This window comes from Siphonobacter curvatus (genome assembly GCF_002943425.1).
Taxonomy (GTDB): Bacteria; Bacteroidota; Bacteroidia; order Cytophagales; family Spirosomataceae; genus Siphonobacter; species Siphonobacter curvatus.
Genome location: NZ_PTRA01000001.1, coordinates 2,860,479 through 2,885,104 on the forward strand (window position 1 = coordinate 2,860,479; position 24,626 = coordinate 2,885,104).

The following is a 24,626-nucleotide window of genomic DNA, read 5'->3' on the forward strand; positions in this document are numbered from 1 at the left end:
ATAATAACGATAAAACATACTCTATCAAATGGCTAACGACCAGTTATCTTTTACTCGAATTGGCGTATTTTATGACGGCAATTATTTCTTACACGTAAGTAATTATTATAATTATTTTCATTCCCGTAAAAGTCGTATAAGCGTATCAGGTTTACATAGTTTTATCAGAAATCAGGTTGCCGATGAATTGAATTCCGATACACGTTCCTGCCAGATTGTAGATGCTCACTATTTCCGCGGTCGTTTGAATGCTCAGGAAGCCAGCCAACGGGGACACATGCTGTTTTATGACCGGGTTTTCGATGATCTGCTCATGGCTGAAGGTGTCACTACCCATTACCTGCCTATTCGTAACACGTTTAACAACCGCCACGAAAAAGGAATTGACGTATGGCTGGCACTGGAAGCTTACGAAATGGCTCTGTATAAAAAATTTGACATTATTGTTCTCATTGCTTCAGATGGTGATTTTGTACCGCTGGTTCGTAAACTGAACACAATCGGTACGCGGGTGATGGTACTGAGCTGGGACTTTGAATATACGACGGAAGATGGCCAGAAAATGGTTACTCGGACGTCACAGGATCTGCTGGAGGAAGTGTCTTACTACGCTGACATGCAGAATATCATTGAAGATCGCGTACGCCGCAATGATCCTCTTATTAATGGTCTCTTCGTCGTACCTCCTTCACCGCCACAAACGACTCCCCGGGCTGAGCGTCCGGCAGCCGATGCTGCGGTAGGCCCTAATCCTACCTTGGCCGAACACACGGGAGAGCTAATGACGAGTACGATTTATTCCCTTAAAAACGGCTACGGATTCATTAAGTATCCACCCAATAACCTGTTCTTCCATTATACTAGTTTAGTGGATACGGATTTCAATGAATTACAGGAAGGGGACGAAGTAGAATTTGTATTGTCACTGAATGACCGGGGCGATTACATTGCCAAGAATGTACGCTTGCTTTGGGATGAAGAAGGTACCGAAGTAACGGAAACAACCGAAAGCGTTACGGAAACCGAACAGGATTCTTTAAAACTCGAGTTTTAACGCATTCGTAGCTTTCATTATAAATGAGAAAAGCGGACCCTAGGGAGTCCGCTTTTCTCATTTATATACGAAGGATTAAATCATTTTACGAACCAGATCTTCCACGGTTACACCTTCCGCTTCGGCTTTAAAGTTTCGTACAATCCGGTGCCGTAAAATGGGCAAAGCTACGGCTTGTACATCTTCAATATCCGGAGAAAACTTTCCGTTAAACAAAGCATTACATTTAGCCGCCAGAATGAGATTCTGCGAAGCTCTTGGACCCGCTCCCCATTCCAGAAACTCATTGGCTTCCCGTGAGGCCAGTTCCGTTTGCGGACGCGTTTTATGTACCAGTCGAACCGCATATTCCACGACGTTATCAGCAATGGGGACACGGCGTACCAAGTGCTGAAAGTACTGAATTTCTTCGCCCGTGACCTGTTGTTTTACTTCGTAACGGTTATCCGTAGTAGTTGCTTTCACAATAGCCAGCTCCGACTCAAATTTCGGATACGTCAGTTGAATCATGAACATAAACCGGTCGAGCTGGGCTTCCGGTAGCGGATATGTACCCTCTTGTTCGATGGGGTTTTGGGTTGCCAGCACGAAAAACGGACGGCTCAGCGAGTACTTCTGTCCCGCGATGGTCACCGCATATTCCTGCATGGACTCCAGCAGGGCTGACTGCGTTTTAGGCGGCGTACGGTTAATTTCATCCGCCAGAATGATGTTGGAGAAAATAGGGCCTTTGATGAAACGGAAATTCCGGTCGTTATCCAGCGTTTCTGAACCCGTAATATCCGAAGGCATCAAATCCGGCGTAAACTGAATTCGGTTAAAACTCAAATCCAGAGCACCGGCCATCGTCTGGATGAGCAGGGTTTTAGCCAGACCCGGTACGCCGACCAGCAAACAGTGCCCCTGACAAAAAATAGCGGTCAACAGTAAACGTACGACTTCATCCTGCCCGATTACTACCTTAGTAATTTCAGCATGTAATTTTCGATACGCCTCATTGAGAGCCTTTACTCCTTCGACATCGGAAGAATACGCCATACGTAGTTAAATAGGGTTTAGACCAAATAGAATCACTAAAATAAGAAAGGGTTTGACACAAGCTGAATCGTTTTTTGATCATTTATCCAAAAACTTTCAGCGGTGTCAAACCCCTTCAATACTTCAAAAGCTCTTTTAATTACTAAAGGCAGCGATTACGTCGTTGCATTCTTCCTTCAAATCTTCGTCACGTACCTGAATAAATACCTCACCTTTCGTCTTCTTAAACCATTTTTCAACGGCATTGTTTCGTTTACGACTCAGGGCAATTTTCTGGAGTTTCTGATAATCTTCCTCCAGATTGGCGTAATGCGGTGGGAATTTCGTTTTGTAATAAATGACCCGAACACCCGTTTTCCCATCGTTAGTGCGGTAAGGCATTACGGTTGAATACGTACCTACTTGCATTGAATCGAGAGTAAAGTACAGACTGGGGTCCATACTGGCATCCAGAGCCAAGCGTGGAGCACGCGTTTCGGGGTCCTGAATCCAGCCGCCTACGTCAGACGTAGCTTTATCCTCTGAATATTCCTTGGCTGCTTTTTCAAAATCCAGCTTGCCATCTACTAACTGCGTACGAATGGAATCCAGGAAACGCGTCGGCTCATTAATATCCAGACGGTTATAATCCGGACGTAACAGAATGTGGCGGGCCGTATAGACTTCACCTTTAATATCTTCCAGTTTAATCAGGTGAATACCATATTCGGAATCAATGGGATCGGACATTTCACCGGGTTTCAAGCGGTACACCGCTCCTTCGAATTCGGGTACCATCGTACCGCGTTTGACGTTTGCATACAAACCTCCGTTTTGAGCACTTCCTACGTCTTCTGAATACGTGGTCGCCAGTTTGGCAAAATCTTCACCAGCCAACGCCCGCTTCTTGTAATCCAGCAGTCGCTCGCGTAGTACATCGCGTTCTTCTTTTGTAACCTTCGCCAGACGAATGATGTGTCCTACCTGTACTTCTGAAGGGAAATAGGGTAAGCTGTCTTTAGGAATCGAGTTGAAAAACTTCCGTACTTCGCTCGGCGTAATTTTCACGTCACTCGTGATTTTACGCTGCATTTCCTGCACCAGTAAGTTATTTCTTACGTCCGAACGAAGCTCAGCTTTCAACTGATCCAGGCTTTTGCCGAACTGTTCAACGATGTTTCTCTCCGAGCCGTACATCTGAATCATTTGATCCATCCGACCTTCGAGTTCACCATCTACCTGCCGATCTTCCACCGTTACGGAGTCAATCTCGGCTTTTGCCAGCATTACTTTATTAATAATCAGGCTATTCAAACATTGACAGCGAGTCGGAGCATTTTTAGGGTTCTCGGCCTGATACTGATGGTACATTTGATCCAGGTCCGATCGCAGAATATAGTGATTATCTACCTTACTAATCACGCCGTCGATGACTTTACCTTTGGACGCCTGAGCAAAGCCTAGCACCGGTAAAAACACGATCAGCAACCCAAGAATTTTCTTCATTTCCAGATTTTTAAAACAACCCAATCAACTATTTTAACTTTTTCAATTCATTTTCATTCACCTGCACGGGGAATTGCTTTTTCAGCGACTCCACCCAGTCTTTTTCCAGATAGACCTGATAATCGTTGATAACTTGCCCCCGGGCTTCGTTCAACGTTTTCGTACGGGCGTTGTCTACGGCCTGAATATCAATCTGCACTACCCGACCGCTTTTTTCTACGGTTTGCTTGCCTACTTTCCAGCTTACGGCATCAACAAATTTGTTTTCGCCTTTCTGGAAAAAGCCTTCCTGATAGATCAGGTTATCGGCTTTCTGCGTGTTAAACTGCCGTACTACGTCAACGGGAGCATTGGTAAAGAGAGCGAATGACACCCGACGGTTTTTATCACGATTTGTCGTGGAAACGGGTTTGAACTTGCTTTCGTCTACTTCAACAATCCGCGTTGCCGAAATATTCCCGCGTTTCACTAATTCATTTACTACGCTTCGTAAACGTCCCGCCGAGCAGGAATCCGCTTCAGAGGCATCGGCGTGACCGCTGATTTCCACCTGATAGTCGTAGTTCTTCGTTAAGATGACAATTAAGTCAAAAAGTTGCTCGCGTTGTCCTTCCGTTAATTTGGTTTGTCCTTTAGGAAACGTCAGATCCGTTACTTTTCGGCTGAGAGCATACGGTTTTTTTGCCAGTGATTTCAATGCCAGGTCCAGAATGGGCCGTGAAGCTGCATCCAGTACGGTTGCTTTGACACGCGGAGGTAACTGATATTTATTACGATTCTGCTCGTAAAATTGCCGTTGACCCGTCGTATCGGTTAGTGATCGACCCTGGACTTTTTCATCGAGCATCTGGAACAACAACATACCGTCATGGTACTCCTGAATCAAATCCCTGAAATCTTCATTCTTTGCTTCTAGGTGCTGCTCTTCGTACTCCAGATTCTTCTCCTCAATGAAGGCGTTCAGTAAGCTCTGCATGAGGCTTTGGGGCGAAGCCCCAGCCTGTGGACGCTGATTTTGTTGGACGTAATTGTAAAAGTCGCTCACCCGATACACTTGGGAACCAATGCGGAACAGCAGCTGCCCATTGAGATTCGCATCGGCGGGAGCTTGCCATTTGCCGTCTTTCAGCAGGGGGTTGGCTTTTTCAAGAGCCGCCGCCATGGCCGTTTTATTTTCTTCGTATTTATTTTCCTGCTTCACCCGGCGAAGTACGGCCGATTTGCTTACGTTCGAGCGATCATCCGACTGTACTTTCGTCCGCAGGTACCCTCCTACTTCCGCGTAATCGAGCAAAGGAATCCGTTTCACTAACTTGAGGATATGCCAGCCGTACTGCGTTTGAAACGGAGCGGAATACGCATTTTCCTTTTTCAGAGCAAACGCTGCTTCTTCAAAGGGAGGGAGCATCTTTCCCGTTCCGAACGGCTGCATTACCCCGCCCGCACTTTTGGTACTGGCATCTTCCGAAAACTGCTTGACTACGGCTTCAAACGGCACGCCACGTTGCAGTTCACCGTACGCTTCTTCAATTTTCGTTTTGGCCGTCATTTTTTCAGCGTCCGTTGCATTAGGATCAACGCGTACGAACAGATGGGCTACCTGTACATTTCCCTGACTAGTCCGTCGGTCATTGACCCGGATGAGGTGATAACCGAACTTGGTCCGTACGGGCATGGAAATGTCGCCTTTCTTGGTTTGATACGCCGCCGTTTCGAAAGGATACACCATTTGTAATCCCGTGAACCAGCCCAGCGTTCCCCCGTTTCGGGCAGCATAAGGATCTTTCGAAAACTGTTTAGCCAGTTCTTCAAACGACTCTCCTTTCAGGATGCGTTCCCGAATGCTTATAGCCTGGTTGTACACGCGTAGGGTATCGTCAGGGGAAGCATTTGAAGCCACTTCTAACAGAATATGCGAGGCATTGATTTCCTCTTTCATTCGTTCGTAAGCCTCTTTAACCAGAGCTTCCGTCACGTTTTTATCCGTAATAAACGACTGGGCCGATACTTTGCGGTATCCAGCCAATTCTTCCCTGAACGCCTCGGTCGTATCCAGGCCCAGGCTTTCGCCGGCCAGTACTTTCAGTTTATAGTTGATAAACAAAGGCAGATACTCCCGTAGGCTGGCGTTTTCATTGAGGCTATCGGCCCCGACGGGGTTTTTCTTGTAATGATACATGAACTCGCTCACCGTCACTTTTTTGGGACCGATGGTCATCAATACCGGGTCAGTGGATTGTTGAGCGTACGCAGTAAAATCCAGAAAGCAAGACAAGAAAGCGATCCACCGAAGTGATTTATACATATCTGAGCAATTGGGGTTCATCCGAGCCTAACTGTTTTTCGTCCCGAATTATTGTCCAAAGATAGGGAAACTCCCGCGTGCTACCTAGTTCTGACAGTAGCGGGCTTTGGCCGGAACATGATACCATTCAACGAGTCTTTTGTATGGACCAACGGGTCTGGAGCTGATACTCGTAACTATCCAGACGACTGTGGTTACTAAATTTTAAAGGGGTAATCGTTACGGGCAGTCCTTTCTGTAACTCCTCGTAGGTATAGGTTTTCGTATCAGCTCCAAGCAAATCATCCGGATCGATCCAGCGAGACTGGTTGAGTACCAGTCCGGCAGCCTGTAACGAAAGCAGAAAATAGCCGACTGGGTTGGTTAATTCTGTCACCTGAAAAAAGCCCGCGACGGCACCAGCCACTCCCGTATACTTCCGGATTTCTCCTACGAATTTCTGGGCCCGACTGTAATCGTCAATTTCCATCAGTACCACTGTTGCTACGACTTTACTCTTCGGGGGTACTGACAGGGACAATCCCTGAAAGTTGGTAAACTGATCGTCTTTTTTGACGCGTTGTACCCCCCACACGCCATTTTGCGTAGCCGTCAGCTGATTGTTTTCATCCAATACGCTTAGTGAATACGCCAGCATGACTTCGTCCGCCCGGGTAATTTTTTCCTGAATAGTCAGGGCTTTTAGTTCCGTTGGCTGAAAGGCTACAGATACAGGAGCGAAATGCCGCTTTTGGCTCGTACAGGCACTCAGTACCAGCAGTAATACTAGTACTTGTAAAAAAGATGGTCGCATGGGTTAGCATTCTTCAATAATCGAAGTACCGGAAGAGGCATCGCCGGAAGTCCATTGCCAGGTTTCGTGCAGCCGAATCTTCCCATTTTCCTGAATTTCCGGTATGGAATGACAGCGACCCGTACGCAGTTCACCCGTCGTATTGAGGTGTTGGTAGACCATGTCAATATGGCCCTGGGCGTCCACCGTTCCAATAATGGAACCCTTACGCACCGATCCTCCGGCATACTCAGCCCAAATCAGGTTTTCTTCCTGATGGTACTGAAAACGGGTTTCGCCACTAACTTCGCCATTTTCGGTATTAGTCACAGTACGAAACTGCCGATTATTGTAATCAATCATGCGATAGTTAGAAACGCTGTCCGTCTGACGCGACGGACAGCGATGAAGCGTTAGATTAAGGGTTCCTGCTGGCTCAGGCAGTGGAAACTTCCCTGCCCCCAAATGATTTCATTGGCCAACAAAGGAATGACTTTACGGTCGGGAAATGCCTGCTCCAGAATATCAATCGCCCGCTGGTCATTGGGATTGTCGAATACCGGCACAATGACGCCCGCGTTACAAATCAGGAAATTGGCGTAACTGCCCGGCGTACGGAAATCATTGATGTACACCGGTTTAGGCATGGGCAGTTCGATGATATTCAGCTGCTTGCCATTCAGCAATCGCATTTCTTTGAGCATTTGAAGATTGGTATTCAACACTTCAAAGTTCTCATCATTCTGATCCGTTTCTACGCAAGCTACAACCGTATCTTCGTTTACGAAACGAGTGGTATCATCAATGTGACCGTCCGTATCATCCCCAACGATGCCGTCTTCCACCCATAACACCTGATTCATTCCGTAATAATCGCACAGGTATTTTTCGATCTGCCCCTGCGATAAATGGGGGTTTCGGTTCGGGTTTAGTAAGCAGGATTTAGACGTTAATACCGTTCCCGCTCCGTTAAATTCAACCGATCCACCTTCCATGATGACGCCCGGTGATACGTAAGGCAAATCCAGATAGGTAGCAATTTTAACGGGCAGTGCATCATCATCCGAATACGGCGGATATTTGCCTCCCCAAGCGTTATAGCCCCAGTTTACAATCTGGCGTTGTTTGGTTTCGGGGTTAATCAGAAATGCCGGACCGTGGTCGCGGCACCAGGCGTCGTTCGTAGGATTAATCAAAAATTCAATCTGGTTAAGATCAACGCCAGCCTCGATTAACCAACCGATAATCTGCGTTTTAAGGGCTTCACTATTGGCGTTAATACAAACTTTTTCACCCTGTGCGATAGCCTTAATGAATTGGATGTACTGCGGACGCATACGGGCGAGTTTGTCGCCCTGCCAGGAATGGTCATTATGCGGAAACGTAAGCCAGGTAGCCCGGTGCGGGTGCCACTCGGCAGGAAAGAAAAAACCTTGTTCTTTAGGTGTCATTCAAGTACAAAAATTACCGACGATGACGTTCGGAATGAGGCCGCAAAGATACGCTTTCTTCGAGCTTTTCAGGCGAATGGACAATCTTCGGTTGGCTGCTAATTTTGACCAAACGCCTTCTACCTGATTCATTCGCAAACGGAGACGCTACTCTTCCTAGGGCCCCTAATCCATCCGGTCCTCGTTCTTTTCCGGATCAATGCTCCAGGAAAAGCCTTTAGTTAGAAAGAGGAACTACCCTCGCGGATAGCTCCTCTTTGCTACGAACACGTCTTTTACAGAATTCGTTTTAGTAACCTGGATTTTGTTGCAGATTGGAATTTTTGTTCATTTCCACCACCGGAATGGGGAAAAGGTTTTTCCTGAGGTCGTTGGTAGCACTGTGGGACAACCAGGATTTTTTAGCGAACACGCCAAACCGAATCAGATCCTGCCGGCGGCGACCTTCCTGGTCAAACTCCCACCCCAGTTCGTCCAGAAAACGGCCATAGGTTATATCATCGCCGCCTTCCTGCGTACTCTGGGCCGTGTCCCTTCTTCCGTAAGCATACGTACTTCCGCCCCGCAGTTGGGCTCCCGTCACCACTGCCTTGTCCGGATTACTGGGGAAGGCCCGTTTTCTGACCTGCGTCACCAGGGTAGCCGCCTCGTCGGCCCGGCCTAACCGAAGCAGGCTTTCGGCTTTAATAAAGAGTACGTCCGCGTAACGAAAGATGGGAAAATCATTACTGAGCTGCACCTCGGCACCCAGCTTGATTTCAAATTTACCCAACCTGTAGCCGTGTACGGATTCGGCTCCGGCAATACTGGGCACCTCGTTGATGTAGTTGAGGGGCTTATCCTTAAAGGCCCCCATTGTACAGATCAAGGGTACGCCACTCGAAGAATACTGCGGTCCCTGGATCCAGTTCTGTTTCATCCGCACATCATCTTTGTCGAAGGAGCTAATGAATTGGGGAATGGCACTCATGCCACCCCAGGGTGCACTTCTCAGATTATACGTCGCCTGATTTTCGGGCGAGAGGCTTTGCATGTGCAGATCAAAAGCATTCCAGTTGTTGGTGTATTTTTCATCCAGCGGAAAGGCCCAGACAATCTCTTTGGAATTTTGGTTTTCGGTAAGAAATACATTTTTCTGGTTGCTCTCCAGAGTAAATAACCCGGAAGCGATCACCTTGTCGGCCGCGTCGGCTGCTTTTTGCCATTGGGGCGTACCGGCATACACTTCCGCGTTCAGGTACACTTTGGCCAGCAGCGTATAAGCAGCCCACTGGTTGAATTTGCCGTACGTGGAAACGTCGTTTTTCGTACTTAATAGGGCAATGTTTGACTCAATTTCCTTCACCACAAAGTCGTATATTTCCTTCCGGGTGCTTTGTTTCGGTAAGAATCCTTCCGGTAAATCGAACTGCGTCACCAGGGGTACGTTGCCAAACATATCCAGCAGGATGTAGTAATAAGATGCCCGCAACACTTTCAATTCGGCTAAGACGGCATTTTTGCTTTCGCCTACCGGAATCAGGTTTGATTCAATCTGATAAATGATCCGATTGCAGTTCGTGATGCCCGCATACGTCCGGGTCCAGGTGTTTCTGACAATGCCTTCTTCTGACGTCCATTTGTGTTCATGGATCCGGCGGTAGACGCCTCCATCAACCCAGCCATTAGGCCTTCCCGGTATGACTTCCTGATCGGCACTCAATTCCTGAGCCCGCCAGTAACCGTCCCAGTCGAGCATAACAAACCGCCAGTTTGAATACGCCGCTCCGGTGATGGCCGCGATGTCATTTTGGGTAGGATTGAATTTACTGGCAATAATGGTGGTGTAGGCTTCGTCCTTTAGGTCTGTACACCCCGGAAGCGTTCCGATGACGAACAAAGAAGCCAGCAGTTTAGGTATGAATATCTTTTTCATGAAATTCAGGTTTAGAATGTTAAATTGATACCAGCGGTGAGCGTCCGGGTCGTCGGATATTTATCGCGGTCGTCGTTGCCAGGGCTTAATCCGCTCCGGTTTACTTCGGGATCAATTCCCTTGTAACCCGTAATGGTGAGCGTATTCAGCGTAGAAAGAAATACACGGGCTCGCTGGATGTTTTTAATCTTGGGATTGAAATTATAGCCCGCGGTAATGTTGTCAATCTTCCAGAAATCCCCGTTTTCGATGTAGTAGCTGTTGTATTCGAGCGGAGCCGTCAGGACTGCTTTTCCGTACACTTTTTCAGTCGATGATTTCAATCGGTTGTAGTTGACGATCGTTGGATTTTCCAGGTACATCCGTTGGAAATTCAGAATCTGGTAAGCAAAGGCTCCCCGCATCGTAACTGATAAATCGAAGTTTTTGTACCGCAGGTTGTTATTCCAGCCACCGTAGTATTTCGGCAGACCATTGCCCAGTACCCGTTTGTCTTCGAACGAATGGCCAAAGTCGTTGTAGCCTACCCGCTCACCGTTTTTGTTTTCGTAAATCCACTTCCCGCTTTCGTCGATGTCCACGACTTTGAAGCCGTAGAAATCACCAATTCCTTTACCGATGAAGACAATGTTCGTGAATGTCTGAATCGGTTCGCCGGTCCCGCCAGTGGTGAAATAATCGTTGGTCGTTTGGTACAGGTCGTTGGACAAGCTGACCAGTTTGTTACCGTTGGTGGAAAACAGAAACGTAGTCGTCCACTCGAAATCCTTGTTTTTTACGGGCACAAAATTGACCAGTACTTCCAGTCCCTTGTTTTCCATAACTCCTACGTTCGCTCGCGTAGATGTAAACAGATTGGGCGGACTGGGCACCTGGTAGTCGTAAAGCAAGCCTTTGATTCGCCGTACGTAATAATCCACCTGTCCGCTAATGCGGCCTTTCTTGAGCGAGAAGTCTAATCCAATGTTTGTCTCATGTTTTTCTTCCCAGCGAAGATTCGGGTTAGGGTTGGTGACCGGCCCCAGTGACCGGACCCATTCGCCATTTGAGTAAATGAACCCACCGTACCCTAGCAAGGCTTGACTTAAAAACGAGGATGAAGGCGGGTTACCCGTCACGCCGTACCCGGCCCGAAGCTTCAGATCATCGAAAATCGTCTGGTTTTTCATGAAGGCCTCGTTCGTAATCCGCCAGCCTACGGAACCCGCCAGGAAAGTTCCCCAGGGACGTTTGGCTCCGTACAACTGACTCGCCCCTTCGTGCCGCACACTCGCCATCAATAAATAGCGATCATCGTAACTATACGATAACCGGGAAAAGAAACTGATCAGGTTGGTTACGTTTTTACTCGAACCCATGTTTGCTTTTCCTTCGGCCAGAGCTTTGCCCAGAGCCATGTTGTGGTAGCTGAATATGTCCGTCGGGAAATTGAAGTTTTGCATAAAACTGCTTTCAAACTCATTTTCCTGATACCCATAGCCACCCAGCAACGTGAAGCGGTTTAGACCGATTTGCTTCGAGTATTCGGCAGTTGTTTCGAGTAATCGGGTGATGTTGAGCGAGCTTCCAATGGCGGCGTATCCATTGCGATTATCCCGGACGGTTGAGATGTGTCGTTTCGTTTCCGCATAGCCCGCATTGTTGTTATTCCGACTGTAAGAAACTAAAGCATTCAACCGTAAATCCTTGATGGGATTGTACGTAATGTTGGCAATTAACCGGGCATCCGCATTGCGGGTCAGGCCGTCGGTTTCGTATAAACGGGCTAGTGGGTTTTCGTAATTGAAGTTACCGGGCTGCTCAAACCAGTTTCCATTCGAGTCGTACACCGGAGACGTTGGGTTGCGGATGACAGCCTGCCGATAGGTATACCCATTGAAGGTTCCACCGTCGGCCGTTTGCGTGAAGCGGTTCAGCTGGCTTAACAGACTTAGATTCAGCACCAGCTTTTTGTTAAACATGCTGTGGTTGACGTCGATTCGCCCCGTGAACGTCCGGTTATCCGATTTTTTAAAAATCCCTTCGAGGTACCGATAGTTGACGGAGGCAATGTAATTGGTTGTACTGCTGCCCCCCCGGAAGGTCAGGTTATGAATGTTCGTAACGGGCGTTCGGGAGATTTCCCGAAGCCAGTCCGTATCTCCTCCCAAATCCCAGGAGGCATCCCGGGTGCCCGCTGCAATCTGACTGCGATAGTCCTGAGCTGTCAACAAATCAAGCTTGCGGGCCACGGACTGGATGCTCACGTTGCCACTGTACTCGACCACGTTGGTTTCGGCCGCTTTCGGTCGTTTCGTGGTGATGATCACTACCCCATTTGTGCCGCGAACGCCGTAAATAGCCGCGGCCGATCCATCTTTCAGGACATCAATGGACTCGATGTCTTCCGGAGCTACGGTATTCAGATTTCCCGGTACCCCATCAATAATAATCAGCGGATCGGTATTGGCTCCAAACAGGGTCGTATTGCCTCGTAGTACAATCTGCGAGCCAGACGTTGGGTTACCGCTGGGCGTACCAATTGTCAAACCTGCTACTTTTCCCTGCAAAAGTTGCCCGGCATCCCGGACCGGACCCTTCACGAAATTTTCCGCCTTCACGGAAGCGACCGAGCTGGTAATATCTCCAGCCCTTTGCGTACCGTAGCCAACCACTACGACTTCCGAAAGCATCGCGTTGTCGGTCTCCAAGGTGACATTGATGGTCGTCTGATTACCAATCGGAATTTCTCGACGCATGTACCCAATGAACGAAATACTGAGCATAGGATCGGTGCTACCAGAAGGAATCGTGATAGAATATTCGCCGTTTTTATTCGTGAGTTCTCCCTGCGAAGTCCCTTTGATGACCACACTCGCTCCGACCAGAGCAGTGCCGGCGTCATCCGTAATTTTTCCTCGCACTGTTGTTTGAGCGAACGCGGGTAGAGCGGTACATAGGCCTAATAGAATTACCAAGGGCCGAACCGTTTTTATACGGCGTTTAAAAAACAGGTAAGACCAAAAATGAAGGACTTTTTCTCGCATCGTTTCAAGTAGAAGCAATTGTGTCATATATACACTTAGTTAGTAAAAGGTAAATAGATCATTTCATCCTGGCTGAAAATTAATAGGATTATTTAAATAAAAAAATGAATTATATTATTTAATCTAGTAAGATTTTAGTCATAACTATACGTTTCATTACTCTAATTTACTATTACACACTTCGTATAGAAGTCCGTTTTGGACCTGTGAACCACCGCTAAAACTTCAATAATTTCCCGTGAATTGAAAGAAGATCTGGGCGTTGAATGCTGAATCAGTTGTTGAAGAAAACGCGAAGAAATAGCACCTATAACACCAAGGCCGATCAGGATTTCTCCCACGAAGTGTAGACAAGCTAAAAGGATTGGGGATAGGCCTGTTAGCTACTTCACCCGTGTACAGATTCTGGTCTGCAAGTTGATTTTATCAGGTGTCTATGATAAGTAGTTGATTGGGAAGCCGTATTTTTGAACCATGATGAACAGTTCACCTGACCCGGTATTCCTGCAACAGCTTTTTTCCGACGAACAACTTTTTTTAATTCCGTCGGAACACGTTCCAGCTACGCCGGTAGCTGAACCCCTTCAGACGGTACCACAAACAGCCGTTGCGGTAGCTGCTATTCCCGTCGAAGCTCCCCAGCCGATCCCAGAGGTACAGAAACCTGCTCTACCAATCCCTACACCCGTGGTGGTACCGCCCACCGAAAAAACAGCTCCGGTTCAAACGCCGGAACCTACGCCCCTGCGTTTCCAGCACCAACTCCTAGTACTCACGGACAATCCGAGTGAGAAGGACCTCGATTTACTGCAGAACATTCTTAAATCCGTTGGGCTTTCACTGGAATCCGTCGATTTACTGGATGTTTCACAAACGCTGCTGTCCCAGTACCAGTCTTTGCTGAGTAGCAAGGCGGTTCATCACGTGCTTAGTTTCGGTGTGCCACTCAAAAAAATGGGCATTCAGGTATTTCTGATGCCGTACCAGATACGCCCCGTTGAAGAGATCAACTTCGTTATGGTTGATCATCTGAAAGATTTGCACGAAGACAAGGCCAAGAAAAAAGCCTTGTGGACGGTACTCAAACAGCTCTTTACGGCATAAATCTTACTGCATGTTTTCACCCCGTACCAATATTTTTTTCTTGTGAAGTCAACGCAACGGGCATTTTTTACGTTTGTATAGGTACGGATGTGCCTAATCCCGGATCTTGTTCCCAACCCATAGCTTAGTCTTTCTACGAAACAACTCTACTTTTTTACTATTGGCCTTTTTTCTTCTGACTTTTCAGAAGGAATCTTAACCCATGTATTAATCGTAGAAACGAATGGCACAGGAACCCATCTATCCCGAAGGCAACTCATTCCACCCCCCTTATCAGCCCGAGTCGGACCGACTTCAGCACCAGCGTACGTTCATTCAGCAGGAAATACAGGAACTTGACACGGAAATCCGGCAAACCCGCCAGGATCAGCAACAAACGTATGGTTCGCTGCAACAGCATCTGGTCAAGATCGACAGTATCAATAAAGACATTGCCCGACAAAATCAGAGCGTCAGCGAAACGGAAGCCGACATTGCTTCGCTGGAAGAACGATACAAGAAAGCGGCTCCGAAGTACTCGCTGTTTGCGGGACTCCTGTATTTCGTAGCGGGCCTTTCCTTCGTAGCGGGTGACCTGATCATTTCGCACGAAATTGTAGCCTATGCCCTCAATATCCGGAATACAACGGAAGCCTGGTTTTTCGCCGTAGGCCTGGCGATGGTATCCGTACTACTAAAACCAGTATACGATCGGCTCATTGAAGGACCATACCTGCAGAATCAGGAGAAGAGTCAGAAACTGTACGCTTCATTCAAAATTACCCTGGCTATCTTTTCCGTATTGACGCTGTTTGTATTGGGCTGGTTCCGGTACGAAGCCTATCGGACGGATAAAATGAAGCAGGCCATTACCCAAAACATCAAAAACCTGCAACTCCAGCAGGCTGATCAAACCTCAGCTTCGGCCATTCTGCAGGTTGAAAAGCAGATGCAGCAGGTGGATGTACTTAATCAGGGGCTGGTTACGAGTCCGTTTGCCTTGGCTTCGTTCGTACTGTCGGGCGTGCTGTTTGCCGTAGCCGGTGCCGTGTGTCTGGGCGTATCCTTCCCGATTCTTCAGGGCTTTTGGTTCCGCTGGCTACAGGCGGGGCCGAAACTCAAGCGTTTACGCAAACTCCGCCTGCAGAAGCAACAACGCCTGGCGGAAACCGAAGGCAGTCTTTCCGAGCATCTGATTCAGAAAGGGACGCTCGAAAACAAACTTAGTTTCCTGACGCCGCTGACGGACCTGACTGAACGTCGGAACCGACTTCGCCAGCAATTATACGCATTGACCGAACTTCCGTCTTCCGAGGTTTCCCGAGAACCCAGACTGGAAAGTAGTTCCGTCCGCAACGGTCACCCCCTTCCCCAGCGAATGAACGGTAATCACTAATCTATGGCCGTAAAAAGAAAACGCCAGTCGCAGGACTGGCGTTTTCTTTTTACTAGGTTTATCTTATTTGCTTACCGTGTGGCTGCCTTCCTGATAAGGCGTACCGAAACGGTAGTTGGCTGCTTTATAGAGTTCTTCTTCGGGCAGGCTTTTGAAGTATTCGTACGTACGACGCAATCCTTCTTCGCGGGTCACCTGCGGCTCCCAGCCCAGGATTTGCTGAGCCCGGGTAATGTCCGGACGACGCTGCTTGGGATCATCCTGCGGTAGGGGCTTTAAGACCAGTTGTTGTTTGGTACCCGTTAGCTTGATGATTTCTTCACCAAATTGCTTGATGGTAATTTCAACCGGGTTACCGATGTTCACGGGCTCGGCGTAATCGCTCATCAGCAAGCGATAAATTCCTTCTACTAAATCGTCCACGTAACAGAACGAGCGAGTTTGTGAACCATCGCCGAATACCGTCAGGTCTTCACCCCGCAGAGCCTGACCAATGAAGGCGGGCAATACGCGACCGTCGTTTAGTCGCATCCGGGGTCCGTAGGTATTGAAAATACGAATGATCCGCGTTTCTACACCGTGGTATCGGTGGTAAGCCATGGTGATGGCCTCCTGAAAACGCTTAGCTTCGTCGTATACACCGCGAGGACCGATGGGGTTTACGTGACCCCAGTAATCTTCCGTCTGCGGGTGTACCAGCGGGTCACCGTATACTTCCGAAGTTGATGCCACCAGAATACGGGCACCTTTAGCTTTGGCCAGTCCCAGACAGTTGTGCGTGCCCAGTGAACCTACTTTCAGCGTTTGAATCGGAATTTTCAGGTAGTCAATCGGACTGGCCGGACTGGCAAAGTGCAGGATATAATCCAGTTCACCCGGTACATCGATGTAATTGGATACATCGTGATGGATGAATTCAAACGTAGGAAGGGATCGAAGGTGCTCGATGTTCTTGAGATCGCCCGTTACCAGGTTATCCATCCCAATGACATAGTAACCCTCTTTGATAAACCGATCGCACAAGTGAGATCCGAGGAAACCGGCTGCTCCGGTGATTAGTACACGTTTCATAGAAAGGTGAATAGTATAGAAAAAAGAGGAAAGATGTGTGGTTCTTCCCTCTCTTGAAATCAATTAATTAACTTTTTCGCGACCGATGGAGTAATAGGTGTAGCCCTTCTCCTGCATGTCCTCGAGCTCATAGACGTTGCGTCCGTCAAAAATCACTTTGTTCTTCAAACGGCTTTCCATCTTCTCAAACTCCGGGGTGCGGAACTGCGGCCACTCCGTCATAATCATCAACGCGTCCGCATCCACCAGCGCCGAATAGGCATCCTTGGTGAAGGTGATCTTTGAGCCAATGTCCGCAAGATTCGCTACGTTTTCCATCGCCTCGGGATCGTAGGCTTTGATGTGAGCGCCCTGAGCAATCAGCTCGCGGATGTTGTAGAGTGCCGGTGCTTCCCGAATATCGTCGGTGTAGGGTTTAAAGGCCAGTCCCCAGATGGCGATCGTCTTGCCTTTCACATCTCCACCGAAATAATCCAGTACGTGCGGAATGAGCTTGGTCTTCTGATCTTCGTTGACACTCATCACCGACTGTAAGATACTGAAGTCGTAGTCGTAATCCTGGGAGGTCTTGTGCAGGGCCTGCACATCTTTGGGGAAGCATGACCCACCGTAACCAATCCCGGCAAACAAAAAGCGTTTGCCAATCCGGCTGTCGGTACCAATGCCGCGACGGATGTCATCGACGTTGGCGCCCACTTTCTCGCAGAGGTTAGCAATCTCGTTCATAAACGTGATCTTGACGGCCAAAAACGCGTTTGCCGCATACTTGGTCATCTCGGCCGAACGCTCATCCATGAAGATGATGGGGTTGCCCTGGCGCACCAGCGGCGCGTACAACCGGTTCATGACCGCTTTGGCTTTCTCCGATGAGGTGCCAATCACCACGCGATCGGGCTTCATGAAGTCCTCTACCGCTACGCCTTCGCGTAAGAACTCGGGATTGGAGATCACGTCGAAGTCGACGGTAGCGTTCTCGGCAATGGCCGCCCGTACTTTCTCGGCCGTGCCCACGGGTACCGTCGATTTGTCAATGATGACGGCGTACTGCTTCAACAGCGGACCCAGATCTTTGGCTACGCCCAGGATGTATTTGAGATCGGCTGAACCATCTTCACCGGGAGGGGTGGGCAGGGCCAAAAAGATGACTTCGGCTCCTTCGATGCCTTCCGCAAGGGAAGTCGTGAACTGAAGGCGACCTTCGTTGGTGTTGCGCAGGAAGAGTTCTTCCAGACCGGGTTCGTAAATGGGAATGATGCCGCTACGCATCTTCTCAACTTTGCGAGCGTCGATGTCGACGCAGGTCACTTGGTTTCCAGTTTCAGCAAAACACGTGCCTGTAACCAGGCCTACATATCCGGTGCCTACAACGGCTAATTTCATAGTGTGGACAGTTCGTTGAACAGTTTAATGGCTTTCGACGGCGATTGGATTTTTAAAATGCCTCGCACAAAAATATATTTTTTCCGATAAAGCCTGAGTTTCCGTTCACAATTTGAGTTGACGGTTGACTAATTATTCAAAGGATTCAATTTAACATTTAAATTATCAAATTTCAATGCATTTTTTGATACTTCCCCCTGATTTTCTTAGGAGTATAACCCTTAAAGTAACCATTTGTTTTTTGTAAAATTCTAATATCTAAGAAAGATTTAGGGGATTCGAATCGCTACAAATAAAGTATTGAGTATAAATATTCAAGTACCTCAAACAACTAAATCCCTATGATAAAACCTTCACTTTTGCAGGTTTGTTAGAACATAGCAGCTACCTATAGGCTTTGTCTTTTCAGTATGTGTATTGTCCTTTTAATTTCACGGAATCAGAAATCGATAGCTAACCACTAGGTACTATACGTACATCGGACTGAAATGAGTGGACGCCTACGCAAAAATTGAAATCTGGCTTTATCTTGCCCACTTAAAATAGAAGCCTTGTGACGAACGAAGCGATTGTCGAACTACTCGAACTGACCACCAAGCTATTAGAATTGCACGGTGAGAATGACTTCAAAATCCGAAATTTCCAGAATGCAGCCTTTAATCTGGATAAAACGACAGCCGACCTTACGACGGTACCGTTAGCCGAGCTTTCGCTACTGCCCGGGGTGGGCAAAAGCATGGCCAGCAAAATTGACGAAATTCGACGTACGGGTACGTTAAAAGATCTCAATGACCTCCTGGCCCAAACTCCGGAAGGTATTCTGGACATGTTCCGTATTAAAGGAATTGGTCCCAAAAAAATACGGGTGATCTGGAAAGAGCTCGGCATTACGGATACGCAACAACTTTTGCTGGCTTGCGAAAACGGCGAAATTGCGAAGCTCAAGGGCTTTGGCGAAAAGACCCAGGAAACGATTCATACCAATCTGCTTTTCCTGCAATCGAATTCTTCCAAACTTCGCATGGATGTGGCTCAGGTACTGGCTGAAGTACTTTGTGAAGCATTGGAAAAGCAGTTTCCAACCCAGATTACGGGCGAGGTACGTCAAAAAGCAGAAATCGTAGATTTGATTCAACTGGTTACCGCCGCCGAAAACTCGGCAGAAGTACAGAAGTTTCTGAACACGCTGGAGTTTGTACAACAGGACGAAAAAGCGTCAACACCCTTCATTTGGCGGGGGAAATTTTTGGATCGAAGCATTCCTGTCGAAGTACGCATCAGTCGCCCGCAGACCTTTATCAATCAGGTTTTTATTCGCTCTTCCAGTCCGGAACACCTAACGCAACCCATCGCTCATTCGACGTTATTGAAGACGACTCTGAAAGAGCCACACGATACGGAGGAAGCCATTTACGCGGAACTGGGTCTGCCCTATCTTTCACCCGAACTACGGAATGGTACCGACGAACTTTCGCCGGAGTCGCTGCAACGCCTGCCCGACCTGATTACCTGGGAGGCCCTAAAAGGTACTGTTCACAACCACTCGACCTGGTCGGATGGGAAACATACGCTGGAACAAATGGCCCGGGCGGCGGCGGACCTAGGTTTGCAGTACCTCGGCATTGCCGACCACTCCAAATCGGCTACCTACGCCAACGGTCTGAGTGAAGAACGGATCTACCAGCAGCACCAGGAAATCGACCAGCTCAACGAACGCTTTCGGGCGGAAGGTCTTGACTTTCATATTTTCAAAGGAATCGAATCGGATATTCTCGGCGATGGCTCGCTGGACTACGATACTGACGTTCTGAAATCCTTTGATTTTGTCGTGGCCTCCGTGCATTCGAACCTGAAAATGACTGAGGAGAAAGCGATGCAACGCTTGATTCGGGCCATTGAAAATCCGTATACGACGATTATTGGTCACCCCACGGGCCGGCTACTCCTCTCCCGCCCCGGCTACCCCGTGGATGAGCGGAAACTCATCGACGCCTGTGCTGCCAATGGTGTGGTGCTGGAACTCAACGCCAGCCCCTACCGACTCGATGCCGACTGGCGGTGGATTCCGTATGCCCTGGAAAAAGGTGTACGTATTTCCATCAATCCCGATGCTCACCACATCGAAGGATATCAGGATATGCATTACGGCGTGGCGGTAGCCCGCAAGGGGGGACTCACGCGACAAATGACGTTTAATACCCTGACTCAATCGGAAATGCAGGCGTATCTTGCCCAGCGGAAAATTGGTTAAAGCCAGCCGGTTTTTCGGAACCAAAACGCTACGCTCACGTTTGTAAAGAAGCGTTTTTCGGGTACTCAACTCAAAGTCGGAATTCTTTTATTAACGAAATGAATAAAAAAGTTAACGTAGGTCTGGTTCAAATGTCCAATGTTGCGGACGTTGAAGCCAATATTCAGAAAGCCGAAGCGGGCATCCGCGAAGCCGCTGCCAAGGGGGCTCAGATTGTCTGTTTGCAGGAATTGTTCACGTCGCTGTACTTCTGCGACGTGGAAGATCACCACAATTTTTCGCTGGCTGAATCCATTCCCGGTCCTACGACCGATCGTATGAGCAAGCTCGCCGCTGAACTGGGCGTCGTCATTGTGGCTTCGCTGTTCGAAAAACGAGCCGCCGGGCTGTACCATAATACCACCGCCGTGCTCGATGCCGACGGTACGTATCTGGGCAAATACCGGAAAATGCACATTCCCGATGATCCGGGCTATTACGAGAAATTTTACTTTACGCCCGGTGACCTGGGTTACAAGGTTTTCGATACCAAGTTTGCTAAAATTGGCGTCCTGATCTGCTGGGACCAATGGTATCCCGAAGCTTCCCGGATTACGGCTCTGATGGGTGCCGAAATACTCTTCTACCCCACGGCCATCGGTTGGGACGTGAACGAAACGGACGCTCAGGTGAATCAGGAGCAGTACGACGCCTGGCAGACCATTCAGCGGAGTCACGCGGTTGCCAATGGCGTCTACGTCGTGTCCGTAAACCGCGTGGGTCGGGAAGCCGATCAGCAATTCTGGGGCGGTAGTTTCATTGCTAAACCCCACGGTGGTTTGCTGTATCTGGCTCCGCACGAAGCAGAGACGGTACACGTACAGGAACTGGATCTGGAAGCAGCCGACCGCATTCGTACCACTTGGCCGTACTTCCGCGACCGCCGGATTGATTCCTACCAGCCCATTACGAAACGATTTATTGACGAATAAGTATTGATGAAGGCGGAATCAAGGTTCCGCCTTTCTTTTTCTTCCTGTGAAAAATTCATTTTGGGGTACGGGCCTGCTGTTCGCCGCCCTATGGTCTTCGGCATCCGTTGCCGCCAAGTTCGGTCTGCAATCGGCAGAACCGATGCTGTTGTTTGACATTCGCTATTTTGGAGCGGGCATCCTCCTACTGGCTTACGCCCTGGGCATTGAAAAACAACGCTTGCCCCAAGGCAAAGAATGGGTGCAGATCGCGACGTTTGGTTTGCTGAATACCGTGGTGTATCTCAGTCTGTTTGTTTTTGCCATGAAACAGGTGGCGGCGGGTATCGGCAGTTTAGCCATTGCCCTGAATCCCCTGTTGATCAGTGTTTTATCCGCGTTCTGGACGGGACAAAAAGTAGCTTCCAAACAATGGACGGCCATTGCTCTGGGCATGGCTGGCGTTGCTCTGGCTACGTATCCCCTGCTGCAAAATAGTTTCGCTACTCCGCAGGGCCTCCTGCTACTTTTTCTGAGTATGCTTTCCTACTCCATTGCTACGATCTATTTTTCGGGCATTGACTGGAAACTTTCGCGAAGTAGTATCAATGGCTGGCAAACACTGATGGCGGGGCTGATTTGCCTGCCGCTGGTATTTGTCTTTCACGAAAAAGCCAATCTTTTCGATACGCGTTTCTGGGCATCAGAAGTCTGGCTGACCATCTTCGTATCCGTACTGGCAGTGCAATTATGGTTGAAGCTGTTGCATACCGATGCCGTACGAGCTTCCTTGTTTCTTTTCCTCTGCCCCGTATTTGGTTTCGCTTACGCGACCTTCTTGCTCGGCGAACCGTTTAGCTGGTACACGGGCCTGGGTACAGTGCTGGTACTGGTTGGTTTGTGGATGGGCCAGAAAAAATAAGGCGTCATTTTCATGGCCTGCAAAAAACTTTTGCCGATACGCTTGACTTGTAAAACTTTCTTCCGTTTACTTTGCAGTACAAAGTACTTCAGCAAATGATTCAAGAAGATCCACTACGCGACTTGTCTGAGATTCGTCAGATGATGGAACGGTCCTCACGTTTCCTGTCTTTAAGCGGATTATCCGGCATATTTGCGGGAAGTGTGGCCTTAGTAGGAGCCGCAGCCGCCTGGAAATTTCTGGAAGGTACGCCTTCTCTGGTCACCACGCCGTTCGCCGATCGCCCCTATGGGTTCTATCAGTTTTTCATTGTCAACTTCGGCGGTGTACTGCTGTTATCGCTCATTGGCGGTTTTTATTTTACGAACCGTCGGGCCCGGATTAAAGGCTGGAAAATTTGGGATGCTACGTCGAAACGGCTGTTCGTTAATCTGGCCATTCCTTTAGCTACGGGAGGTATTTTCTGTTACTTTCTTTTATTCAGAGCCCCTGAACTCATTGCCGCCAGTACACTGATTTTTTACGGCCTTGCTCTGATTAATGCCAGTAAGTATACCCACAGTGATGTACGAAATCTGGGGCTTTGCGAGCTTTTATTGGGTATTATCTGCGGCTGGTTTGCGGCAACGGGTACCAGCCTGTTATTTTGGGCCCTGGGTTTTGGAGTACTCCACATTCTGTACGGCATCATTCTGTACCGGAAATACGGAGCTTAAGCGGACTCAAGCGGGTCTGATTGGTGGTATGAAAAATGTAATTGAGCAGTTAAATAAAGCGTTTGAGAACCGGGTTCGGCTCGGCATCATGTCGGTGCTGATGGTGAACGACTGGGTGGAATTCAACACGCTCAAAGAAACCTTGCAGCAAACTGACGGGAACCTGGCCAGCCACCTGACGGCCCTCGAAAAGGTACAGTACGTAGCCGTACGGAAAGGCTTCATTGGCCGTAAACCTAATACGTCCTTCCAGGCTACCCTTAGCGGTCGTCAGGCCTTTCAGGAACACCTGGACGCTCTGGAAATGCTTTTAAAATCAGTACCGAATAAGTCCTAATTTTTTTTGTACTTCAACTTTGTAATTCAAAGTACTTTTTAAAAAACATCTTATGCCACGGGCCTTTTACGTTTTACTCACCGCCGTTCTCTTGCAGAATTATCTGTTTTATAATCAGTCCGCCGGATTGAATGTGATGGCTTTTTCACTACTGGTACTCGGGTTGGTATACGTCCGAAAAACCGATTCGTTTCGGCATCCAACCATCCAGCTGAGCGTACTGGGACTGCTGCTTTCGGGCGGTTCGGCTAGTTTGTATGGGGGTTCTACGGCGGTGTTGCTGTATTTCGCTTCCCTTTTTCTACTCGTTGGCTATTCTTCCGTCCCCCGGCTTTCTCCGTATGTTTCGGCCTTCAACGGCATGTTAAGCAGTGTGGGTCTGGCTTCGTTTGAGGCTGGTTCACAGTGGTTCGCTTCATCGAATTCCAAACCCACGCATCGCCAGTTGATTCGGCAATTCCGGATTCTGTTGCTTCCCTTTTTGATTACAATCGTTTTTTACGGATTATACTACTGGGCAAACCCCGATTTTAGTCTGTTCGAGAATTCCTATACGCTTGATACCAATTATGTTCTTTTAACTATTCTAGGCTTTATCTGGCTTCCTGCTCTCTTATTTCCGTATTCCGCTCAACTATTCACTAAAGCTGATTTAAACCTTTCCAATACAGTCACCCGCATTCGAAGCCGCTACTCCGGCCATTTGTTAGGCTTGAAATGGGAATACCGCCAGGGCGTTGCGATGCTGGGTATGCTGAATCTGCTCCTGCTCGTTTTTTTGGGGTTTGAAAGTTCGATGCTTAACAAAGGCCGACACGCCATAACTGCTTCTGAGCTTTCTCAATCCGTACACGATAGCGTCAACGTACTGATTTTAAGTATCTTATTGGCTATTTCGTTGGTACTTTTTTACTTCCGTAAAAATCTTAACTTTTTCCCGAAGAACCGGCTATTGGTTCAACTGGCCTACACTTGGATCGTTCTGAATTTGCTGCTTTTGGGCATTACCACCTATACGAATACCTTGTACATTCAAAATTACGGCCTCACCTACAAACGCATCGGTGTCTACCTGTGGCTTTTCCTGACGGGCTGCGGTTTACTTTCCACGCTTTATAAAATTCATTCAAAGAAGTCAAACGCCTTCCTCTTTCGCGTCAACAGCTGGCTTTGCTATTTCGTACTTATTTTACTTACGGCCGTGCCTTGGGTAGAAGTCATCACCCAATACAACCTGACGAAGGCTCGTACCCGGGACGTATCCTACCTCTTTCAGTTGATGCCTTACAACCTACCGCAGCTACAGGCTTATACAACCACGCATTCGGAATTAAAGGATACGTTCATTCATCAGACACAAGCCTTTCAGAACCGATACCGGAAACGTCCTCAAACCTGGCAATCCTGGAATTACGCCGACTGGAAAATTAATCAGTACATCGAAACCCACCCCTTTTCCAAGTAATTCATCCAT

Annotated in this window: 19 protein-coding genes; 9 read left to right on the forward strand and 10 right to left on the reverse strand. The window is 48.3% G+C overall.

What is annotated here, in order from left to right; genetic code table 11:
• Window positions 1-28: 28 nt before the first annotated feature.
• Window positions 29-1,054, forward strand: coding sequence for an NYN domain-containing protein (locus C5O19_RS12025; protein WP_104712447.1), 1,026 nt, complete (start codon window positions 29-31; stop codon window positions 1,052-1,054).
• 75 nt (window positions 1,055-1,129) lie between these two features.
• Here the strand turns inward: C5O19_RS12025 and C5O19_RS12030 are convergent, their stop codons facing one another.
• The 8 genes from C5O19_RS12030 to C5O19_RS12065 all read right to left on the reverse strand — a co-directional run bounded on the left by C5O19_RS12030 (window position 1,130) and on the right by C5O19_RS12065 (window position 12,923).
• Window positions 1,130-2,092, reverse strand: a complete 963-nt coding sequence (locus C5O19_RS12030) for an AAA family ATPase (protein ID WP_104712449.1) — start codon at window positions 2,090-2,092, stop codon at window positions 1,130-1,132.
• Window positions 2,093-2,227: 135 nt separating this feature from the next.
• Window positions 2,228-3,577 carry a peptidylprolyl isomerase gene (locus tag C5O19_RS12035; protein WP_104712452.1) on the reverse strand — a complete coding sequence of 450 codons (1,350 nt, stop codon included), beginning with the start codon at window positions 3,575-3,577 and terminating at the stop codon, window positions 2,228-2,230.
• Between the two features lie 28 nt (window positions 3,578-3,605).
• On the reverse strand, window positions 3,606-5,882 hold the full coding sequence (locus C5O19_RS12040) for a peptidylprolyl isomerase (RefSeq protein WP_165796008.1): 2,277 nt from the start codon (window positions 5,880-5,882) through the stop codon (window positions 3,606-3,608).
• Between the two features lie 127 nt (window positions 5,883-6,009).
• Window positions 6,010-6,675, reverse strand: coding sequence for a hypothetical protein (locus tag C5O19_RS12045; protein WP_104712456.1), 666 nt, complete (start codon window positions 6,673-6,675; stop codon window positions 6,010-6,012).
• A 3-nt stretch (window positions 6,676-6,678) separates the two neighbouring features.
• Window positions 6,679-7,017, reverse strand: coding sequence for a n-acetylglutamate synthase (locus C5O19_RS12050; RefSeq protein WP_104712458.1), 339 nt, complete (start codon window positions 7,015-7,017; stop codon window positions 6,679-6,681).
• Window positions 7,018-7,067: 50 nt separating this feature from the next.
• Window positions 7,068-8,105 carry an agmatine deiminase family protein gene (locus C5O19_RS12055; protein ID WP_104712460.1) on the reverse strand — a complete coding sequence of 346 codons (1,038 nt, stop codon included), beginning with the start codon at window positions 8,103-8,105 and terminating at the stop codon, window positions 7,068-7,070.
• Between the two features lie 289 nt (window positions 8,106-8,394).
• Window positions 8,395-10,020, reverse strand: coding sequence for a RagB/SusD family nutrient uptake outer membrane protein (locus C5O19_RS12060; RefSeq protein ID WP_104712463.1), 1,626 nt, complete (start codon window positions 10,018-10,020; stop codon window positions 8,395-8,397).
• Between the two features lie 11 nt (window positions 10,021-10,031).
• Window positions 10,032-12,923 carry a SusC/RagA family TonB-linked outer membrane protein gene (locus tag C5O19_RS12065; RefSeq protein WP_207766402.1) on the reverse strand — a complete coding sequence of 964 codons (2,892 nt, stop codon included), beginning with the start codon at window positions 12,921-12,923 and terminating at the stop codon, window positions 10,032-10,034.
• 597 nt (window positions 12,924-13,520) lie between these two features.
• On the opposite strand from C5O19_RS12065, the gene C5O19_RS12070 reads away from it, so the two are divergent.
• Complete coding sequence (locus C5O19_RS12070) at window positions 13,521-14,150, forward strand: DNA polymerase III subunit psi (protein WP_104712469.1); 630 nt, start codon at window positions 13,521-13,523, stop codon at window positions 14,148-14,150.
• Window positions 14,151-14,373: 223 nt separating this feature from the next.
• On the forward strand, window positions 14,374-15,525 hold the full coding sequence (locus C5O19_RS12075) for a hypothetical protein (protein ID WP_104712471.1): 1,152 nt from the start codon (window positions 14,374-14,376) through the stop codon (window positions 15,523-15,525).
• Between the two features lie 63 nt (window positions 15,526-15,588).
• Here the strand turns inward: C5O19_RS12075 and C5O19_RS12080 are convergent, their stop codons facing one another.
• A complete protein-coding gene (locus C5O19_RS12080) occupies window positions 15,589-16,596 on the reverse strand; it encodes a UDP-glucuronic acid decarboxylase family protein (RefSeq protein ID WP_094811382.1) in 1,008 nt (335 codons plus the stop codon).
• A gap of 63 nt (window positions 16,597-16,659) precedes the next feature.
• Entirely contained in the window at window positions 16,660-17,976 is a 1,317-nt protein-coding gene (locus tag C5O19_RS12085) for a UDP-glucose dehydrogenase family protein (RefSeq protein WP_104712473.1), read from the reverse strand.
• Between the two features lie 553 nt (window positions 17,977-18,529).
• On the opposite strand from C5O19_RS12085, the gene polX reads away from it, so the two are divergent.
• From polX to C5O19_RS12115, 6 genes are all read left to right on the forward strand, one after another.
• A complete protein-coding gene (gene polX / locus C5O19_RS12090) occupies window positions 18,530-20,227 on the forward strand; it encodes a DNA polymerase/3'-5' exonuclease PolX (RefSeq protein ID WP_104712475.1) in 1,698 nt (565 codons plus the stop codon).
• 98 nt (window positions 20,228-20,325) lie between these two features.
• Window positions 20,326-21,198 (forward strand): carbon-nitrogen hydrolase, encoded by an 873-nt coding sequence (locus tag C5O19_RS12095; protein ID WP_104712478.1) that lies wholly within the window; start codon window positions 20,326-20,328, stop codon window positions 21,196-21,198.
• Between the two features lie 46 nt (window positions 21,199-21,244).
• On the forward strand, window positions 21,245-22,099 hold the full coding sequence (locus C5O19_RS12100) for a DMT family transporter (protein ID WP_104712481.1): 855 nt from the start codon (window positions 21,245-21,247) through the stop codon (window positions 22,097-22,099).
• A gap of 95 nt (window positions 22,100-22,194) precedes the next feature.
• Window positions 22,195-22,815 (forward strand): hypothetical protein, encoded by a 621-nt coding sequence (locus C5O19_RS12105; RefSeq protein ID WP_104714072.1) that lies wholly within the window; start codon window positions 22,195-22,197, stop codon window positions 22,813-22,815.
• Between the two features lie 28 nt (window positions 22,816-22,843).
• The gene (locus C5O19_RS12110) at window positions 22,844-23,152 is read left to right on the forward strand and encodes a winged helix-turn-helix domain-containing protein (RefSeq protein ID WP_094809211.1); all 309 of its coding nucleotides are present in this window, start codon (window positions 22,844-22,846) and stop codon (window positions 23,150-23,152) included.
• A gap of 52 nt (window positions 23,153-23,204) precedes the next feature.
• Window positions 23,205-24,617, forward strand: coding sequence for a DUF4153 domain-containing protein (locus C5O19_RS12115; RefSeq protein WP_104712483.1), 1,413 nt, complete (start codon window positions 23,205-23,207; stop codon window positions 24,615-24,617).
• The last annotated feature ends 9 nt before the right edge of the window (window positions 24,618-24,626 follow it).